This window comes from Streptomyces sp. NPDC030799 (assembly GCF_055572255.1).
The window spans coordinates 203,423-221,374 of record NZ_JBVIDS010000001.1; the positions used below are offsets into that span (position 1 = coordinate 203,423).

Annotated in this window: 13 protein-coding genes; 8 read left to right on the plus strand and 5 right to left on the minus strand. The window is 71.9% G+C overall.

The window, feature by feature from the left end; translation table 11 throughout:
- Positions 1 to 18 precede the first annotated feature (18 nt).
- On the plus strand, positions 19 to 948 hold the full coding sequence (locus ACZ41I_RS00890; RefSeq protein ID WP_468319635.1) for a DMT family transporter: 930 nt from the start codon (positions 19 to 21) through the stop codon (positions 946 to 948).
- Here the strand turns inward: ACZ41I_RS00890 and ACZ41I_RS00895 are convergent.
- The gene (locus ACZ41I_RS00895; protein WP_468512865.1) at positions 920 to 1,795 is read right to left on the minus strand and encodes a helix-turn-helix transcriptional regulator; all 876 of its coding nucleotides are present in this window, start codon (positions 1,793 to 1,795) and stop codon (positions 920 to 922) included. The genes ACZ41I_RS00890 and ACZ41I_RS00895 overlap by 29 nt on opposite strands.
- 40 nt (positions 1,796 to 1,835) lie before the next feature.
- Here ACZ41I_RS00895 and ACZ41I_RS00900 point away from each other — a divergent pair, with 40 nt between their 5' ends.
- Both ACZ41I_RS00900 and ACZ41I_RS00905 read left to right on the plus strand, forming a co-directional pair.
- On the plus strand, positions 1,836 to 2,804 hold the full coding sequence (locus ACZ41I_RS00900; RefSeq protein ID WP_468513068.1) for an NAD(P)-dependent oxidoreductase: 969 nt from the start codon (positions 1,836 to 1,838) through the stop codon (positions 2,802 to 2,804).
- A 9-nt stretch (positions 2,805 to 2,813) separates the two neighbouring features.
- Positions 2,814 to 3,725 (plus strand): LysR family transcriptional regulator, encoded by a 912-nt coding sequence (locus ACZ41I_RS00905; RefSeq protein ID WP_468512866.1) that lies wholly within the window; start codon positions 2,814 to 2,816, stop codon positions 3,723 to 3,725.
- 102 nt (positions 3,726 to 3,827) lie between these two features.
- Here ACZ41I_RS00905 and pepN read toward each other — a convergent pair whose 3' ends face one another.
- Positions 3,828 to 6,404, minus strand: coding sequence for an aminopeptidase N (gene pepN, locus ACZ41I_RS00910; RefSeq protein WP_468319633.1), 2,577 nt, complete (start codon positions 6,402 to 6,404; stop codon positions 3,828 to 3,830).
- A 112-nt stretch (positions 6,405 to 6,516) separates the two neighbouring features.
- Here pepN and ACZ41I_RS00915 point away from each other — a divergent pair, with 112 nt between their 5' ends.
- Positions 6,517 to 7,056, plus strand: a complete 540-nt coding sequence (locus tag ACZ41I_RS00915; protein WP_468512867.1) for a DUF1203 domain-containing protein — start codon at positions 6,517 to 6,519, stop codon at positions 7,054 to 7,056.
- 28 nt (positions 7,057 to 7,084) lie between these two features.
- Here the strand turns inward: ACZ41I_RS00915 and ACZ41I_RS00920 are convergent, their stop codons facing one another.
- Both ACZ41I_RS00920 and ACZ41I_RS00925 read right to left on the minus strand, forming a co-directional pair.
- On the minus strand, positions 7,085 to 8,104 hold the full coding sequence (locus ACZ41I_RS00920; protein ID WP_399768984.1) for an aspartate-semialdehyde dehydrogenase: 1,020 nt from the start codon (positions 8,102 to 8,104) through the stop codon (positions 7,085 to 7,087).
- Between the two features lie 374 nt (positions 8,105 to 8,478).
- Positions 8,479 to 11,754 carry a S8 family serine peptidase gene (locus ACZ41I_RS00925; protein ID WP_468512868.1) on the minus strand — a complete coding sequence of 1,092 codons (3,276 nt, stop codon included), beginning with the start codon at positions 11,752 to 11,754 and terminating at the stop codon, positions 8,479 to 8,481.
- A 225-nt stretch (positions 11,755 to 11,979) separates the two neighbouring features.
- Here ACZ41I_RS00925 and ACZ41I_RS00930 point away from each other — a divergent pair, with 225 nt between their 5' ends.
- The 4 genes from ACZ41I_RS00930 to ACZ41I_RS00945 all read left to right on the plus strand — a co-directional run bounded on the left by ACZ41I_RS00930 (position 11,980) and on the right by ACZ41I_RS00945 (position 16,999).
- Complete coding sequence (locus tag ACZ41I_RS00930) at positions 11,980 to 12,468, plus strand: NUDIX hydrolase (RefSeq protein WP_468319627.1); 489 nt, start codon at positions 11,980 to 11,982, stop codon at positions 12,466 to 12,468.
- Positions 12,469 to 12,667: 199 nt separating this feature from the next.
- Positions 12,668 to 14,425 carry a TIGR03767 family metallophosphoesterase gene (locus ACZ41I_RS00935; RefSeq protein WP_468512869.1) on the plus strand — a complete coding sequence of 586 codons (1,758 nt, stop codon included), beginning with the start codon at positions 12,668 to 12,670 and terminating at the stop codon, positions 14,423 to 14,425.
- 95 nt (positions 14,426 to 14,520) lie between these two features.
- The gene (locus tag ACZ41I_RS00940) at positions 14,521 to 15,654 is read left to right on the plus strand and encodes a serine hydrolase domain-containing protein (RefSeq protein ID WP_468512870.1); all 1,134 of its coding nucleotides are present in this window, start codon (positions 14,521 to 14,523) and stop codon (positions 15,652 to 15,654) included.
- Positions 15,655 to 15,805: 151 nt separating this feature from the next.
- Positions 15,806 to 16,999 (plus strand): glycosyltransferase, encoded by a 1,194-nt coding sequence (locus ACZ41I_RS00945; RefSeq protein WP_468513069.1) that lies wholly within the window; start codon positions 15,806 to 15,808, stop codon positions 16,997 to 16,999.
- Between the two features lie 16 nt (positions 17,000 to 17,015).
- On the opposite strand, the gene ACZ41I_RS00950 is transcribed toward ACZ41I_RS00945, so the two are convergent.
- Positions 17,016 to 17,819 carry an SGNH/GDSL hydrolase family protein gene (locus ACZ41I_RS00950; RefSeq protein WP_468512871.1) on the minus strand — a complete coding sequence of 268 codons (804 nt, stop codon included), beginning with the start codon at positions 17,817 to 17,819 and terminating at the stop codon, positions 17,016 to 17,018.
- Positions 17,820 to 17,952: the final 133 nt, after the last annotated feature.

Below are 17,952 nucleotides of genomic sequence, written 5' to 3' on the forward strand. Positions count from 1 at the left end.
CTCACCGAAAGGACCTCTGTGACAGCCGTCCCGCACCGGACTCCCACCACCGTCGCCCCGGCCGCCGCCCGCCGCCCGCGCCAGGCCGCCGCCCCCCTGCTCGGCCTCGCCTGCGCCGCGCTCGCCACGGTCGTCTGGTCGGGCAGCTTCGTCACCTCACGCGGCCTGCACGACAGCGTCCCGCCCGTCCAGCACGCCTTCTGGCGCTGGGTGATCGCCCTCCTCGCCGTAGCGCCCTTCGGTGCGCGGGAGGCCTGGCGCCGGCGGGCCCTGCTGCGCCGTCACGCCCGCTACATTCTGCTCGCCTCCCTCCTCGGCGTGGCCGTCTACAACACCCTCGTCAACCAGGCCGGACTGACCACCCCCGCCGCCACCATGGGCATGATCATGGCCGCCTCGCCGGTGCTGATGGCGGTCTGCGAACGGCTGGGCGGCGTACGGCTCGGCGCGCGGCGCACCACCGGGCTGCTCATCGCCTGCGCGGGCGTGGCCCTGCTGCTCGGCGGCGGAGCGGACTTCTCGCCCGGCGACCTGTGGATGATCGCCGCGGCCTGCTGCTTCGCCGGTTACAGCGCACTGCTGCGCCGCCGGCCCGCCGGGCTCTCGGGCACCGGCTTCCTGTTCGCCACGTTCCTGACCGGCACGGTCCTGCTGCTGCCCGCACAGGCGGTGAGTGTGACCGTGCAGGGGTCCTTCCACCCCACCCCCGGCACGGTCCTGCCCCTCCTCTATGTCGGCGTGGCCTCCTCCGCGCTCGCCTTCTTCGCCTGGAACAAGGCCGTCGCCCTGATCGGCGCGACCCGTGCGGGCATCGTCTACCACCTTCAGCCGGTCTGTGTGGCCCTGCTGTCCTGGGCCGTGCTCGGCGAGACGACGGGCCTGCCGCAGCTGCTGTCGACCGCGCTGATCCTGGGCGGGGTCATCCTGGGCGCCGGCTCCCGGCGCTGACGGCGGCGGTGTTGCCGGCGTGTCCCAGCAGGATCATGGCGTCGTGGTCCGGGCTGCCCGGCTCGGCCTGGTACACGATCAGCCGGTGGCCGTCGGTGCGGGCGACCTCGTACGCCTCGTAGCTCAAGGTCATGGTGCCGGTGGCGGGATGGGTGAAGTGCTTGCGGCCGTTGGTCCGGCTGCGCACCTCGTACCGCTGCCACAGAGCGGCGAACTCCTCGCTCTTGACGACCAGTTCGCCGACCACGCCGGTGACGTCCGGCGCGTCCGGATGACGGCCGGCCGCCGCGCGCAGATGGGCGACGGTGGCCGCGGCGACCTCCTCCCAGTTGCCGTACAGCCGGCGCGCGGCCGGGTGCAGGAAGGTGTAGCGGGCGGTGTTGCGGCGCGGCCCGGGCCACTCCTCGATGCCCGGGAGCAGCCGCAGGCCGCGCGGGTTGGCGGCGAGCAGGTCGTTCGCGCGGCTGAGGACGTACGCCGGACAGGGGTCGACGATGTCGAGCATGCGCAGCACGTCCGGGCGCAGCGCACGCTCCGGGGCCCCGGAGCGTGCCGGGGTGTCGGGGGCCTGCGCCAGCTCGAACAGGTGCCGTCGCTCGTCCTCGTCCAGCCGCAGCACCCGGGCCACCGCCTCCAGTACGGCGGGCCCCGGCCGGTGCTGCTTGCCCTGCTCCAGCCGCCGGTAGTACTCGATGCTCACGCCCGCGAGCAGCGCCACCTCCTCCCGGCGCAGGCCCGCCGTGCGCCGCCGGCCGGTGGTGGCCGGCAGCCCGGCCTGCTCGGGCGTGACCCTGGCCCGCCGTATCCGCAGGAACTCGCCCAGTCCCGGTGCCTTGTCGATGTCCACCCACCGAGTATGACGATCACGGCGGTGCCGGTGCGGGGCCCTGCCAGGGCCCCTCTTCGGCGGGTGTCCCCGGGGCGGGGTCCGCCGCGCAGACTGGGGGACACCGAACGACATGACCGAATGTGAGGAGCCGGAGATGGCAGAGGTCGCCGTGGTGGGGCTCGGCATCATGGGCCGGGGCATGGCCGAGAACCTGCTGAAGCACGGGCACACCGTGACCGTCTGGAACCGCAGCCCGCAGCGGGCCGCCGAACTGGCCGACGCGGGCGCGCGGGTGGCGGCCACTCCCGCCGAGGCCGCGTCCCACGCCGACGTCGTCTTCGAGGTGACCGCCGACGACGCCTCCTCCCGCGAGGTGTGGCAGGGCCAGGCCGGCATCCTGGCCGGCGCCCGCCGCAACGCCGTACTCATCGCCTCCGCCACGCTGTCGGTCGCCTGGATCGAGGAACTGGCCGGGCTCTGCGCGCAGGGCGGCCGTACCTTCTACGACATGCCGCTCACCGGGGGCGCCGCCGGGGCCCGCACCGGCACCCTGGTGCTCCTCGCGGGCGGCGACCCGGACGGACTGCCCGCGCTGCGGCCCGTGTTCGACGCGATCGCCCGGGACGTACGGCACTTCGGGCCGGCCGGCGCGGGCACCCGCTTCAAGCTCATCCTCAACGCCCTCCAGGCCGTCCACCTGGCCGGCTTCGGCGAGGCACTGCGGCTGGCCGAGGCGGCGGGCCTGGACACGCGCCAGGTCGGCGAGGCCCTGATGGACCGCCCCGGAGGCGTGGTCACCCGGCTCGCCTGGGACAGTCACCTCACTCCGCCCGAGCCCGTCAACTTCTCGGCCGAGTGGGCCCACAAGGACCTCGCCTACGCGGCCCGCATGGCCGACGCGACGGGACAGCGCCACCATCCCCTCCTCGACGGCGTGCTCAGCCTCTTCTCCACGGCGCTGGCCGAGGGGCGCGGCAAGGAGGACTGGAGCACGGTGAATCCGGTCGCACGGGAGACCGGCAGGTAGCGTGCCCGCATGGCCGAGTGGGACATCCGGAAGCTGCAGATCCTGCGCACCCTGCGCGAGCGCGGGACGGTGACCGCGACGGCCGAGGCCCTGCACATGACCCCGTCCGCGGTCTCCCAGCAGCTCACCAACCTCGCCCGGCAGCTGGGCGTACCCCTGCTGGAGGCGCGGGGCCGCGGGGTCCGGCTCACCGACGCGGCGCGCCTGGTGCTGGTCCACGCCGAGCCGGTCTTCGAGCAACTGGAGCGTACGGAGGCGGCGTTGGCGGCGTACCGCCAGGGGGAGGCGGGGGAGGTGCGGGTGGGCGCCTTCTCCACCGCGGTCCCCGCCCTGGTCGTACCGGCCGTACGGGCCCTGCGCGACACGCACCCCGGGGTGACCGTCCGCATACGGGAGGCGGAGGCCGCCGAGGCCTACGACCTGCTGGCCGCCGGAGAGGTCGACCTGGCCCTGTCCCTCGCGGCGTCGGCGCCCAGCGCGGCCGATCCCCGCTTCACCCGGGTCCCCCTGCTCACCGACCCCCTGGACATCGCCCTGCCCCCCGGCCACCCCCTGGCCACGGCCCCCGCCCCGACCCTCACCGACCTGGCCGCCGAACCCTGGATCTTCGGCGGCAGCGGCCCCTGGTCCGACATCACCCGCCGCGCCTGCGAGGCGGCCGGCTTCAGCCCCCACCAGGGCCACTCGGCCTCCGGCTGGACCGCGATCCTGGCCATGGTGGAGGCGGGCATGGGGGTGGCCCTGGTCCCACGGATGGCGGCGGTCCGCCGGGCCGGCGTCCTCATGCGCGACCTCGGCCCGGACGGCCCGGTGCGGCATGTGACGGCGGCGGTGCGCAGGGGCGGGGAGACGGGGCGGGCGGTGGCACACGTACTCGAAGCGCTACGGGCGGCGGCCGGGGCCCGGGTCACGCCGGACTGAACGCGTACGGGAACTCACCGAGACGACCCGCCGTGACCAGGGCAGTGACCAGGACGCGAAAGGGGCGCCCGGCGTGCTGCCGGGCGCCCCTCGGGGGCGTGACTACTCGGCCGTCGCGGCGTCCGCCGCCTGGGCCTTCAGCGCGCGTTCGATGCCCGCGCGGGACTCCGAGACCAGGCGGCGCAGGGCCGCGTTCGGCTCGGCTGCGGCCAGCCAGGCGTCCGTCTTGGCCAGGGTCTCCTCGGAGACCTGGACCGCCGGGTAGAGGCCGATGGCGATCTGCTGGGCGATCTCGTGCGAGCGCGCGTCCCAGATGTCCTTGACGACCTCGAAGTAGCGGTCCGCGTACGGCGCGAGCAGCTCGCGCTGGTCGGTCTGGACGAAGCCGCCGATCACGGCCTCCTGCACGGCGTTCGGCAGCTTGTCGGAGTCGACGACCGAGGCCCAGGCCTCCGCCTTGGCCTCCGTCGTCGGGCGGGCCGCGCGGGCGGTGGCCGCGTGCCGCTCACCGGCCGCGGTCTTGTCCCGCTCGTACTCGGCCGCGATCTCCGCCTCGTCGAAGCGGCCGACCGCCGCCAGCCGCTCCACGAACGCCCAGCGCAGCTCGGTGTCCACGGCCAGGCCCTCGACGGTCTGGGTGCCGTCCAGCAGCGCCTCCAGCAGGTCCAGCTGCTCGGGGGTGCGGGCGGTCGCCGCGAAGGCACGGGCCCAGGCCAGCTGGTGGTCGCTCGCCGGCTCGGCCGCACGCAGGTGGGCCAGCGTGGCGTCGGTCCAGCGGGTCAGCAGCGACTCGCGGGCGGCCGGGTCGGCGTACAGGTCGATGGCGAGCTTGACCTGGCGGTGCAGCGACTGGACGACACCGATGTCCGACTCCTTGGCGATGCCGGACAGCACCAGGGACAGGTAGTCGCGGGTGGCCAGCTCCCCGTCGCGGGTCATGTCCCAGGCCGACGCCCAGCACAGGGCGCGCGGCAGGGACTGCTCGAAGTCGCCGAGGTGCTCGGTGACCGTCTTCAGCGACTCCTCGTCCAGCCGGACCTTGGCGTACGACAGGTCGTCGTCGTTGAGCAGGACGACCGCCGGGCGGCGCTTGCCCGTCAGCTGCGGCACGGCCGTCAGCTCACCGTCGACGTCCAGCTCGATGCGCTCGGTGCGCACCAGCTTGCCGGAGCCGGCGTCGAGGTCGTAGAGGCCGATCGCGATGCGGTGCGGGCGCAGGACCGGCTCGCCCTTGGCGCCGGCGGGCAGCTCCGGGGCCTCCTGGCGGACGGCGAAGGAGGTGATGACACCCTCGGCGTCCGTCTGGAGCTCCGGGCGGAGGACGTTGATGCCCGCCGTCTGCAGCCACTTCTTCGACCACGTCTTCAGATCACGTCCGGAGGTCTCCTCCAGCGCCCCGAGCAGGTCGGACAGGCGCGTGTTGCCGAACGCATGCGCCTTGAAGTACGCCTGCACGCCCTTGAAGAACTCGTCCTCGCCGACGTACGCGACGAGCTGCTTCAGCACGCTCGCGCCCTTGGCGTACGTGATGCCGTCGAAGTTGACGAGGACGTCGTCCAGGTCGCGGATGTCCGCCATGATCGGGTGCGTGGACGGCAGCTGGTCCTGCCGGTACGCCCACGTCTTCATCGAGTTGGCGAACGTGGTCCACGAGTGCGGCCAGCGGGAGCCGGGCGCGGCGGCCTGGCAGGCGATGGAGGTGTAGGTGGCGAACGACTCGTTCAGCCACAGGTCGTTCCACCACTCCATCGTGACGAGGTCGCCGAACCACATGTGGGCCAGCTCGTGCAGGATGGTCTCGGCCCGCACCTCGTACGCCGCGTCGGTCACCTTGGACCGGAAGACGTACTGGTCCCGGATGGTCACCGCACCCGCGTTCTCCATCGCGCCCGCGTTGAACTCCGGCACGAACAGCTGGTCGTACTTCGCGAAGGGGTACGCGTAGTCGAACTTCTCCTGGAACCAGTCGAAGCCCTGCCGGGTCACCTCGAAGATCGCGTCCGAGTCCAGGAACTCGGCGAGGGACGGACGGCAGTAGATGCCCAGCGGCACGCTCTGCCCGTCCTTCTCGTACACGCTGTGCACCGAGTGGTAGGGGCCGACGATCAGCGCCGTGATGTACGACGAGATGCGCGGGGTCGGCTCGAACGCCCAGACGTTGTCCTTGGGCTCGGGCGTCGGCGAGTTCGAGATCACCGTCCAGCCCTCGGGCGCCTTCACGGTGAACTGGAAGGTGGCCTTCAGGTCCGGCTGCTCGAAGGAGGCGAAGACGCGGCGGGCATCCGGGACCTCGAACTGGGTGTAGAGGTAGGCCTGCTCGTCGACGGGGTCGACGAAGCGGTGCAGACCCTCGCCGGTGTTGGTGTAGGCGCAGTCCGCGACGACGCGCAGGACGTTGCGCCCCTCCAGCAGCCCCGGCAGGGCGATCCGCGAGTCCTTGAAGACCTCGGCGGGGTCCAGCTGGTCGCCGTTGAGGACCACCTCGTGGACGGCCGGTGCCACCAGGTCGATGAACGACTCCGCGCCCGTGCGGGCGACGTCGAAGCGCACCGTGGTCACGGACCGGTAGGTGCCGCCCTCCTGCGCACCGGAGAGGTCGAGATCGATCTCGTACGAGTCAACGGTGAGCAGCTCGGCCCGCTGCTGCGCCTCTTCGCGAGTCAGGTTTGTGCCAGGCACGCGGTCATCTCCTCGTTATGTGTCGGTTCCGCCATCCTTCCATGGGACCCATAGGGAACGCGATGTCCGGTTCCCGCCGGTCAGCGGGGCGCCGCGGCAGGACGCTGGACCCATGACGACGACACACACCCCGCGCCCCGTCCCGCCCCGGGTCCTGAAGGAGCTGCGGGCCGCCGATGACGCCGGGCGCCCCATGAGCCCCTTCACCGACGCGGAGGGCGGCGCCCCGCTGCGCTGCTGCCTGCGCCGCAGTGAGCCCGGCGAGACGATCGCCCTGGTCTCGTACGCGCCGCTGCGCCGCTGGGCCGCCGAGACGGGCGCCGCTCCCGGCGCGTACGACGAGCAGGGCCCGGTCTTCATCCACGCGGAGGACTGCCCGGGCCCGTCCGGCACCGCCGCCCTGCCCTTCACGAACGCTCACCGCGTACTGCGCCGCTATGCAGCCGACGGCCGGATCCTGGGCGGCCGCCTGGTGGAGCCCGCGGAGAACCGCGACGGGGGGGCCTTCACGGACACCTTCGCGGACGCCTTCACGGACGCCTTCAGCGATCCGGAGGTGGCGGTGGTGCATGTGCGGGCGGTCGAGTACGGGTGCTTTCTGTACGAGGTGCGGCGGGACCGGGGCCGGCGTGCGCAAGGGGCGGCCACGTGACCGTGACCGCCCCTTGGTCGCGGACGACCTACTTCGCGGACAGCTCCGCCGCCACCAGCTCCGCGATCTGGACCGCGTTCAGCGCGGCGCCCTTGCGGAGGTTGTCGTTGGAGATGAACAGGGCGAGGCCGTTGTCCACCGTCTCGTCACGGCGGATGCGGCCGACGTACGACGGGTCCTGGCCGGCCGCCTGCAGCGGGGTCGGGATGTCGGACAGGGCGACGCCCGGCGCCTTCGCGAGCAGCTCGGTCGCGCGCTCCGGGCTGACCGGGCGGGCGAAACGGGCGTTGACCTGGAGGGAGTGGCCGGAGAAGACCGGGACGCGCACACACGTGCCGGAGACCTTCAGGGCGGGGATCTCCAGGATCTTGCGGGACTCGTTGCGCAGCTTCTGCTCCTCGTCGGTCTCGTGCAGACCGTCGTCGACGATCGAGCCCGCCAGCGGGAGCACGTTGAAGGCGATGGTGCGCTGGTAGACGTTCGGCTCGGGGAAGTCGACCGCCCGGCCGTCGTGGGTGAGCTTGTCGGCCTCGGCGGCGACCTTCTGCACCTGGCCGTGCAGCTCGGCCACGCCCGCGAGACCCGAACCGGACACCGCCTGGTACGTGGCGACGACGAGCGCTTCGAGGCCCGCTTCCTCGTGCAGCGGCTTCAGGACCGGCATCGCGGCCATCGTCGTGCAGTTCGGGTTGGCGATGATGCCCTTGGGGCGGTCGGCGACCGCGTGCGGGTTCACCTCGGAGACCACCAGGGGGACGTCCGGGTCCCGGCGCCAGGCGGAGGAGTTGTCGATCACCACGGCGCCCTGGGAGGCGACCTTTTCGGCCAGCGCCTTGGAGGTCGCGCCGCCGGCGGAGAAGAGCACGATGTCCAGGCCGGTGTAGTCGGCGGTCGCCGCGTCCTCCACCGTCACCCCGTCCAGCACGGTCCCGGCCGAGCGGGCCGAGGCGAACAGGCGCAGCTGCGTCACCGGGAAGTCGCGTTCCGTGAGGATCCTGCGCATGACCGTGCCGACCTGACCGGTGGCTCCGACGATTCCGACCCTCACAGTGACTCCCTCTTTGTGTCTCGTGCATGACCGGGGCTTTTCCATCATGCGGCCGACCCCGGTCCACCTGTCCAATTCTTTGCGGTGCGTGCCCGAAGAGTGGGACACGATCACCCGCCGGACGGTTCCCTGTGTCCGTCGGACACCGCGCTGAGCTGGAGATATTCCCTCCGCTGGGCGCCCGGGCCGCAAGCTGTGCTGTCCCGTCCCTGCCCGTCCGGCTCGCGGCCACACGGCGGTGTGACGTACACCTCTGTGGCACGGCGACGCATGAGCACGGCCGGTGGACGCCGTCCCGGCGTGGGCGGCCCGCCCCCGTGACGAAGAGGGGCGGGTGTCCCCCCGGACACCCGCCCCTCAGCCTGACCCGCCCGTTACGGCGTGACCTTGCCGATCTTCACGCTGCCGACGCCCGCGACCGTGCCGCGCGCATTCACCAGCTGGACCCGGCCGAAGAACTCACGGCCGGCCGGTGCCTCGGCGGCGGCCGTGACCTGACCGGTGACCGTGGCGGAGTCGCCGGTGCCGAGCCCGACCGGGGCCGAGTCGTCCACCGTGACCGTGCCGAGCGTGGGGGAGAAGAACACGTCCCGGTAGTCGTAGTCGGTGGCACCCGACGGGACCGAGTAGCCGACGACCTCGATGGTGTACGTCCCGGCGGCCGGGGACGGCACGGACACCGACTCCTCCGAGTCGCCGTCGGCGGACTGGGCGACCTGCTTGCCGCTCGCGTCGTACACGGTCAGGTCGAGGTCGGCGGCCGCGTCGGAGACGTTGCCGATCGCCACGTCCAGGGACTTGGCGCCGGCCGGGACGTCCACCGTGGTGGTCTGCTTCTCGCCCTGCTTGAGGGACGGGCGGGTCGTCCTGGCGGAGCCGAGCGGGCCACCGACCAGCTTGCCGTCCAGGGCCGCGTACGCGTTCGTGACCTTCCAGGCGGCGGTGGCCGGCGTGCCGACCTTTGCCTCGGGCACGGTCACCGTCGCCGGGTCGAAGGCCGCCCCGAGGACGGAGACGTCCAGCGTGTACGGGTTGTCCAGCAGCGGGGACGTACGCCGGGACTCGACCTCCACCTCCCAGACGCCGGGCTGCGGGTCGGCGTAGGAGCGCACGTCGGGCTTGCAGCCGTTGCCGTCCAGATAGTTCGGGTAGCAGTACGGGGTGCCGGTGTTGTCCACCGGGGTGCCGTACGGGTGGATGGCGATGAACCGGGTCTGGCTCTTGTCCTTCAGCCCGCCGATCGCGACCTCGAGGGACTTGGCGCCCGCGGGCACGTTCAGGAAGTACGACTGCGTGCTGTTGCGCTGCACCGAACTCGACGCGGAGTAGGTGTACTCGACCGGGGTCGACACCACGACCGTGGTCAGGATCTGCTTGTCGACGCCCTCGGTGAACAGGTCGTCGACCTCCAGGATCGCGCTCTTGATGCCCGCGGACCTCGGCGCGGCCTGGACCTTGACGGTCACCGGCTGGTTCAGCGGCAGCTTCACCAGGGGTGAGCCGAGGAGACGGAAGGTGTCACCCGCGTTGTTCTCGAAGTGCAGTGTGTGCCAAACGGCCTTGTCCGGGCCGGACGTACGGGTGATCGTGACGTCGTACGTCTTCTTCTGGCCGGCCTTCAGACCGCCCTCGCGGTCGTACAGACCGGTGCCGAAGCCCGGGGTCTTCAGCGCCTGGTCGAGCGCGGTGTCGACCGGGGCCTTCACGGTGTAGTCGTGCGCGGTCGCGTCGTCGCGGATCGCGTCCCACGCGTCCACGATGTTGATGCGGCCCGCGCCCTCCTCGTACGCCTGCACACCCTTGATGTGGTCGGCGGTCGAGGTCAGTGCCGTGCGCAGCTTGGCGGGCGTCAGGTCGATGCCCTTCTCCCTGGCGGCGCTCAGCAGCAGCGCGGACGCTCCCGTCGCCTGCGGGGAGGCCATCGAGGTGCCCTGGAGCATGGAGTAGCCGGCCGGCAGCGAGTAGCCCGCCTCGGCCACCGGGGAGCCGGGCAGCCAGGTCTGGGTGGTGTTGATCGCGGCACCGGGCGCGACCAGGGTCGGGGTGAAGCCGCCGTCCTCCCGCGGGCCGCGCGAGGAGAAGGGCATCATCTGGTACTTCTTCTCCACGGCCGAGCCGTAGTTCGCGGCCCAGGTCTCCTTGGAGACGGCCGCGCCGACCGAGATCACCTTGTCGGCCAGGCCGGGGTCGCCGATGGTGTTGGCGCCGGGCCCGGAGTTGCCCGCGGAGATCACCAGCTGGACGCCGTAGGTGTCGATGAGCCGGGTGTACAGCTCGGCGCGTGCGTTGTTGCCGTCGTTCAGGGCCGGCAGGCCGCCGATCGACATGTTGACGATGTCGACGCCCCGGTTGGTGACCAGGTCGATCATGCCCTCGGTGAGGGCGACGTTGGTGCAGCCGCCGGTCCAGGTGCAGGCGCGCGAGGAGACGAGCTTCGCGCCCGGGGCAGCGCCGTTCATCCTCCCGCCGAACAGGCCGTTGGCGGCCGTGATGCCCGCGACGTGCGTGCCGTGCTCGGACTCGATGACCCCGATGTTGACGAAGTCCGCCTTCTTGCCGACCCAGGTCCCGCCGTAGGGGTCCATCGGCACGTCCTTGCGGATCTGCACGACGAACGGCACCCGCTCGGCCACGTCGGTCTTCGGGTCGTCGGTGCCGAAGTAACCGACCTGGTAGCCGTCCTTGTACGGCTTCATCGGCGTGTCGTCGGTGAAGTCGTGGTTGTTGTCCAGGTCGACGGTGACCGTGCCGGCCGCCGGGTCGTACAGCACGCCCCAGCTGTCGGTCGTGTCGCCGTCCCGGTTCAGGTCGCCCTTCTCGTCGCCGCCCGTGGTGGCGGACTCCTTGAAGGTGCTGATCCCGTACGAGCCGGAAGGCGCCGTCCAGGTCGCGCCGCCGTAGGAGAAGCTGGGCCCGGAGACCGCGGTGACCATCGGACGCCAGGTCTGGTCACCGTCGGCGATCGGGTCGGTCGCGGTCACCCAGTCGACGATCTTCCGCTCGCCGGTGGTGGTCTTCTGCAGGGCCGGGTGGCCGAGGTCGACGCCGGAGTCGAGGATGCCGATGGTGATGCCGCGGCCGTCCGCCTTCGGGTGCTCCTTGACGAACTCGACGGCACCGGTCTCGAAGGAGGGGTTGTACGGGTTCGCGGCGGGGGTGCCCTTGCCGGGGCCGGGGTAAGGGGACGCCGTGCTCCCGGACTTGGTGCCGTTCGGGGACGGGTCGTCGAGCGGTATCTCCTGCTTGAGGTCGATGGCGTGGACCGAGGAGAGCTTCGCGGCGGCGGCGATGGCCGAGTCCGCCCGGGCCGTCGGCACGGTGGCGCGGACATAGCCGACCTTGTCGTAGGTACGGCCCACCGAGCCGCCCTGGACCGCGTCCAGCTCCTTGGCGACCTGCTCGGTCTGCCCGGGGGCCGTCGCGATCATCATCGTGACGTTCTTGTCGCCGTCGGCCTTGGCCTCGGCGAGCAGACCGGCGTCGTCCGGACCCAGCTTTTTCTGGGCGGACTTGACACCGGAGGGGGGAGCGTCCGCAGCGAGAGCCAGGGGTATCGGCCCGGCCGCGGACAGGGCGGCCACCACGCCCACGGCGACGGCTGTGCGGGCCAGGCGTCTGGGACGGGGGGTGCGCTCGGGTATTTCGGTCATCGGCATCCCTCAGGTGAAGAAGCGAGCGAACGAGGGCGCTCAGCTTTACCCAAGGGACGGAATTTTGGTGACCGTTGACCGAATCGATATGGAGGTATAGGGAAAACCCGCTATGGGTCAACTCTCCTTCGAGCGCGCGTAATGCCGGGAACGCCTTCGCGCGGTTGCCGCACAGGAGGCCCTGTGGGTTCCGGCCGCCCTGCCCCTGAGCGCTAACGTCCAGGAATGCGACGGAACTTGAGGGTGGCGGCCTACGCCGTGTGCGTCCGGGACGGACGGATCCTGCTCGCTCGTTCACCATCCCCCGACGGGACCCCCGAGTGGGTGCTGCCCGGCGGCGGCATGGAGCACGGCGAGGATCCGTACGACACGGTCCGCCGCGAGGTCACCGAGGAGACCGGCTACCGCATCGAGGTGACCGGTCTCCTCGGCGTGGACTCGCGGCGCCATCTCTTCGCCCGCCGGGGGCTGCGGCGCGCCACCGACCACCACGCCCTGCGTCTCCTCTACGAAGGAGAGGTCACCGGCGGTGAACTCCGGTACGAGGTCGGCGGCTCCACCGATTTCGCCGCATGGCAGGACCTTTCGGCCGTCTTGGACCTGAACCGGGTGCGCCTGGTCGACGTCGCGCTGCGGCTGTGGCGGGAGCGTCCCACGGACGGCCATCTCGCCGCCGGAGCCCGTCTCCTACCCCGCGAGATGAACGAGGAGTAACCGCGCCCCGGCCATGCGCAATCCACTCCGTGACCGCGTCCCGTACCCCGTGATCCACGTACGGTGATCGGCGCTGCACGTTGCCGCCGCGTTCACGCGCAGGTCATCCCGGGTGCCAAGCATCCACAGTGAGCGGGGCGTTCGCGCGAGCGACGGCCCGTGACCACTGCCGACGCGTTCGCACCCGGGAGATCGCGCCATGTCGCGCATACGCTCTGTCGCCGCCTCCGCTCTGGGGGTCAACCGCCGTACCGTCCTCGCCGCCGCCGGAGCCGTCTCGCTCTCCGCGGGCGTCGGCTACGCCCTGCGCCCCACCGACAGCCAGGGCGCCACCACCTCCTCCATCGAGGCGCCCGTCGCCGCCTCCCGGAAGGTCTCCACCTCCGCCTCGCCCGCCCCCTACACCAGGGGCACCACCCTCGCCTCCGTCGCCGCGCCCCGGAACAGCTCCGGCTACCGGCGTCTGGGCGACGGCCCCGGCTGGAAGCGGGTGGTGCGCAGCGAGCTGGCCGCCGCCAAGTCCGGCCGCGCCGACCGCCGTACGGCCCTTGCCGCGTTCGTCCAGTTCACGGACCTGCACCTGATGGACGTCCAGCATCCCCTGCGCTGGGAGTTCCTGCGCGCGGGCGACCAGCACTCCTGGCGCCCGCACGAGGCGCTCACCGTGCCCGGCGCCGTCTCGCTCGTCGAGCGGGTCAACGCGCTGCGCGGCGCCCCCGTCACCGGCGCCCCGCTCCACTTCGTCATGACCACCGGCGACAACACCGACAACAACGCCCACTCCGAGCTGGAGTGGTTCATGAAGGTGATGAGCGGTGGCCGTATCACCCCCAACTCCGGAGACCCCAGGCACTACGAGGGCGTGCAGAACAGCGGCCTGAAGCTGTACTGGCAGCCCGGCTCCGCCGTCCGCGACGGCGACAAGGCGCTCGGCTTCCCGCACCTGCAGGGCTTCCTGGCCGCCGCGATCCGCGAGGTGAACAGCCCCGGCCTCGATCTGCCCTGGTACTCCACCGTCGGCAACCACGACGCCCTCCCGCTCGGCGCGTACGGCTCCCACGGCGACCCCTACCTCGCCGAGGCGGCCATCGGCGGCAGGAAGCTGATGGATGTCCCGGCCGCCGACGCGAAGAAGCTCCTGGCGAGCATCAACAACGCCACCGACCCCAAGGGCACCGGCTACCGGGACTTCCTCAAGGCCCACGCCCGGTCCATGCGCTCGGTCACCCCGGACGACAGGCGCGCCCCGTACACCCAGACCGGCTACCTCAAGGCCCACCTGGACCCCGCCCACCAGGGCCACGGCCCGGCCGGCCACGGCTACTCCTCGGCGAACCTCGACGCGGGCACCCAGTACTACGCCTTCCGCATCTCCGAGGACGTCATCGGCATCAGCCTCGACACCACCGATCCCGGCGGCCACTACAACGGCTCGATCGGCACCGCCCAGCTCAAGTGGCTGGAGCGGACGCTCAAGGACAACAAGGACTCCTACGCCGTCGTCTTCAGCCACCACACCAGCACGAGCATGAACAACACCCGCCCCGACCCGGCCCGCCCCGGTGAGAAGCGGCACACCGGCGCCGAGGTGCTCTCCGTCCTCTCCGCCCACGCCCGTGTCCTGGCCTGGGTGAACGGCCACGTCCACAGGAACGTCATCACCCCGCACCAGGGCTTCGGCGGCCGGTCCTTCTGGGAGATCTCCACCGCCTCCCACATCGACTACCCCCACCTGGCCCGCATCATCGAGCTGGCCGACAACAAGGACGGCACGATCTCCGTGTTCACCACCCTGATCGAGTCCGCCGCCCCGCACCGCACCGACTACGCCGACCTGTCCCAGACCGGCCTCGCCGCCCTCTACCGCGAGCTGGCCTACAACGCCCCCGGCGCCAACAAGACCCTCGCGGGCAGCGAGGCCGACCGGAACACCGAGCTGGTACTGAAGAAGGGCTGAAATTCACTCAACTGGGGTACAGCACGGCAACCTTCGCGCATCCGACGCAGGTTCTCCTTCCCGACCGGACCGAACATTCCAGGTTGGGGGAAGACATGCGCGTACGCACGACCCTGGTGGGCGCCACCGCCCTGCTCGTCTCGGCGGCCCTGGCGGCACCGGCCGCCGCCACCGGCGCCCGCTTCGACGACGGGCACACCGCCACCCGCAAGGCCGTCGAGGCGGCCGTCGCGGCCGGTGTTCCCGGAGTGACCGCCACCGCGAGGGACGCCCACGGCACCTGGTCCGCCACCGCAGGCGTGGGCGACCTGCGCACGGGCGAGCCGCGGTCCACCGCCGACCGCTACCGCGTCGGCAGCATCACCAAGACCTTCGTCGCCACCGTCCTGCTCCAGCTGGAGGCGGAGGGCCGGCTGTCCCTGGACGACACGGTGGACAGGCGGCTGCCCGGCGTCGTCCACGGGCACGGTCACGACGGCCGGCACATCACCGTCCGGCAGCTGCTGAACCACACCAGCGGCATCGCCGACTACACCGAGGACGCGGACTTCGCCCGTGACTACTTCACCCCGGCGGGCTTCGCCCGGCACCGCTACGACACCGTCCGCTCGCGCGAACTGGTGGCGGTCGCGATGCGGCACGAGCCGTCCTTCGCGCCGGGCACGTCCTGGCGCTACTCGAACACCAACTTCGTCGTGGCGGGCATGGTGATCGAGAAGGTCACGGGACACCCGTACGCGACCGAGATCGAGCGCCGCATCCTCGGCCCACTGCATCTGAGGGCCACCTCCCTGCCCGGTACGAAGGTCACCGTGCCGCGGCCGAGCAGCCGTGCCTATTCGAAATTCACCGATCCGGACAGCCCGACGTACGACGTCACGACCCTCAACCCCTCGTTCGCCTCCGCCGCGGGTGAAATGATCTCGGACTCCGCCGACCTCGACCGCTTCTACAGCGCCCTGCTCCGCGGAAAGCTGCTGCCGCCCGAGCAGCTGAAGGAAATGAAGACCACCGTCGAGGCCAAGGGCATCCCGGACACGCGCTATGGCCTCGGCCTCATGGACACCCGGCTGACCTGCGGCGTTCATGTCTGGGGGCACGGCGGAGGGATCCATGGCTCCGCCTCGGCGGCGGTGACGACGGCCGACGGCCGGCATTCCCTGGCGCTGAATTTCAACGGTGACTGGTCGGGGGACGCGGACCCCGTGATCGAAGGGGAATTCTGTTAGCCGCCGTTTCATGCACGACATTCCGTGTTAACCCGTACGCAATGTCCGTACCGCCTCATATCGGCTAACCCGCTTTGGACGGGGATGGCTCGATCTTCTCGATCATTTATGCAAGGCGGGTGGTCGCGTGCGGCACGGGCGCGGACTGCGGGTGCTGTCGGTCTACGAGGGTTTCTTCTCCGGAGGAGCCCGGATCGTGCACAGCGACGTCATACGGGGACTGGCCGAGGGCGGCCAGTCCCACCGGGTACTCAGCATCCACGGCGAGGTCCGGCGCGAGGCCACCCGGCAGCGCATGGAGGACGACGCCTGCTACCGGGCGCTGACCGCCGACGGGATCGGCGTCACCTCGCTCGGCCGCAGCGCCGGACTGGTGGACGGGGCTCTGGCGGCGAACGTTTTCAGCGGGCCCGAGATGGCCGAGACGGCCCGGGCGATGGCCGGGGCCGATGTGATCCTCTCCCTGAAGGAGCAGCCGCTGGCCCTGCTGAACCGGGCCGGTCTGCCCCGCCGCCCGGTCGTGGTCTGCCTGCACCGCTCGGACCCGGAGAACCAGGGTCCGGCGCTGGACGAGCTGAAGGCCGCCATCGCCGACGGCACGGTGGCCGCGTGCGTGTGCTGCGCCGAGTCCACCCGGGCCGCCTACGAGGCCGCCGGCATCCCGGGCCGGCTGCTGCATGTCATCCCCAACGGCGTCGACCTGCTCCGCTTCCGCCCGGACCCGGCGGCCCGGCTGGCGTTCCGGGTGTCCCTGGGCATCCCGGCCGCCGCCCCGGTGGTCGTCTTCGCGGCCCGCTACGCCCCGATGAAGAACATCCCGCTCCTCCTGCGTGCCGCCCGCGCCTGGCTCGCCCGCGAGCCCGAGGGGCACGTCCTGATGTGCGGTGCGGGCATGAGTGACACGAACCCGGCGCTGTGGTCCGACATCGAGGGCGCGTTCGGCGCGGACCGGCAGCTTGCAGAAAGGATTCGCCTGCTCGGTGTGCGCCGCGACATGGAGACCGTCTACGCCGGCGCCGACGTCGTCGCGCTGACCTCCGCCTCGGGGGAGGCGGCGCCGCTGTGCCTGATCGAGGGCATGATGTGCGGCGCCGTGCCCGTGACGACGGACGTGGGCGACAGCGCGGAGATCGTCCGGGGCCACGGTTTCGTGACCCCGCAGGACCCCGACGCCGTCGCGCGGGCCTGGACGGCGGCGGTCGCCGGCCGCGCCGGCCTCGCCCCGGCACTGGCGGCGAGTCGCGAGCGCTGCAGCCGGACGCGCATGATCGCGGCGTACGCCGCGCTGCTGGACGGCGTTCACATGAGCACCGCACAGCTGCCGACGCTGCCCGAGCCGTGGTAGCGGCCGGGAACCCGGGTCAGGACACCCGGGTGAGGACCGGGAGGTAGCCGAGGGACTGGCCCGGGGCCGTGGGGTGGTACGACTCGGTGATCGCCGGCACGTCGACGCCGTGCAGCCAGGGGCTGGCCGAGCAGATCTCATGGCCGGCGAAGGCGGCGGTGACATCGGCGAAGGTGAAGCCGTGGCCGACGGCGCCTCGGGCGATCACCTCGTTGAGGTGGTCCACGGCGCCGTTGACGGCGGCGCGGTCCTTGTCCGCGAGGCCCATGCGGCAGGTGCCCCTCAGGTGGTACAGGTGCGGATAGCCCAGCACCACGACATGGGCGGCGGGCGCCCGGTCCCTGATCGCGGTGTAGAGACGGTCGAGGTTGCGCGCGAGCGTCCCGTCCATCGAGGTGCGGGCCCGGGAGACGGCGGACAGGCACCGGGTGTCGCCGCCCAGCGCGCAGGTCGTCATGACCCCGGCGAAGCCCGAGTCGCTGCCGCCGACGGTGAGGGTGACCAGGCCCGTGCGCGCGCTGAGGTGTCCGAGCTGGTCGGCGAGGACGTCGGTGGTCCGGGCGCCGTTGCAGGCGGCGAAGGCGAACGACGACGGCGCATGCGCCTCGGCCCACAGGGCCGGGTACGCCCGGGCGCTGCGCTTGCACTCCTTGCCGGAGGACAGGTAGTCGCCGGCTCCGACACCGGCCGAGTAGGAGTCGCCGAGGGCCACGTAGCCGGTGGCCGCGGGTGCCACTTCTGCCGTCGCGGGGTCGGCGAAGGCGCAGGCAGCCGCCAGGAGGAGGGAGCAGGCACCCGCCGCTGTTCGGGACTGTCTCATGAGTCCCCTCCTATCGCGGACCCGCCCGGCCCCGCCCGCCGTGCTGGTCCGTTCCGGTGAACGCTCACCCGGGCGGCGCAGCAGAAGTTGCCGGGAGGCGGCACGCACGAGGAGGGGCCACCGGTGCGGCCCG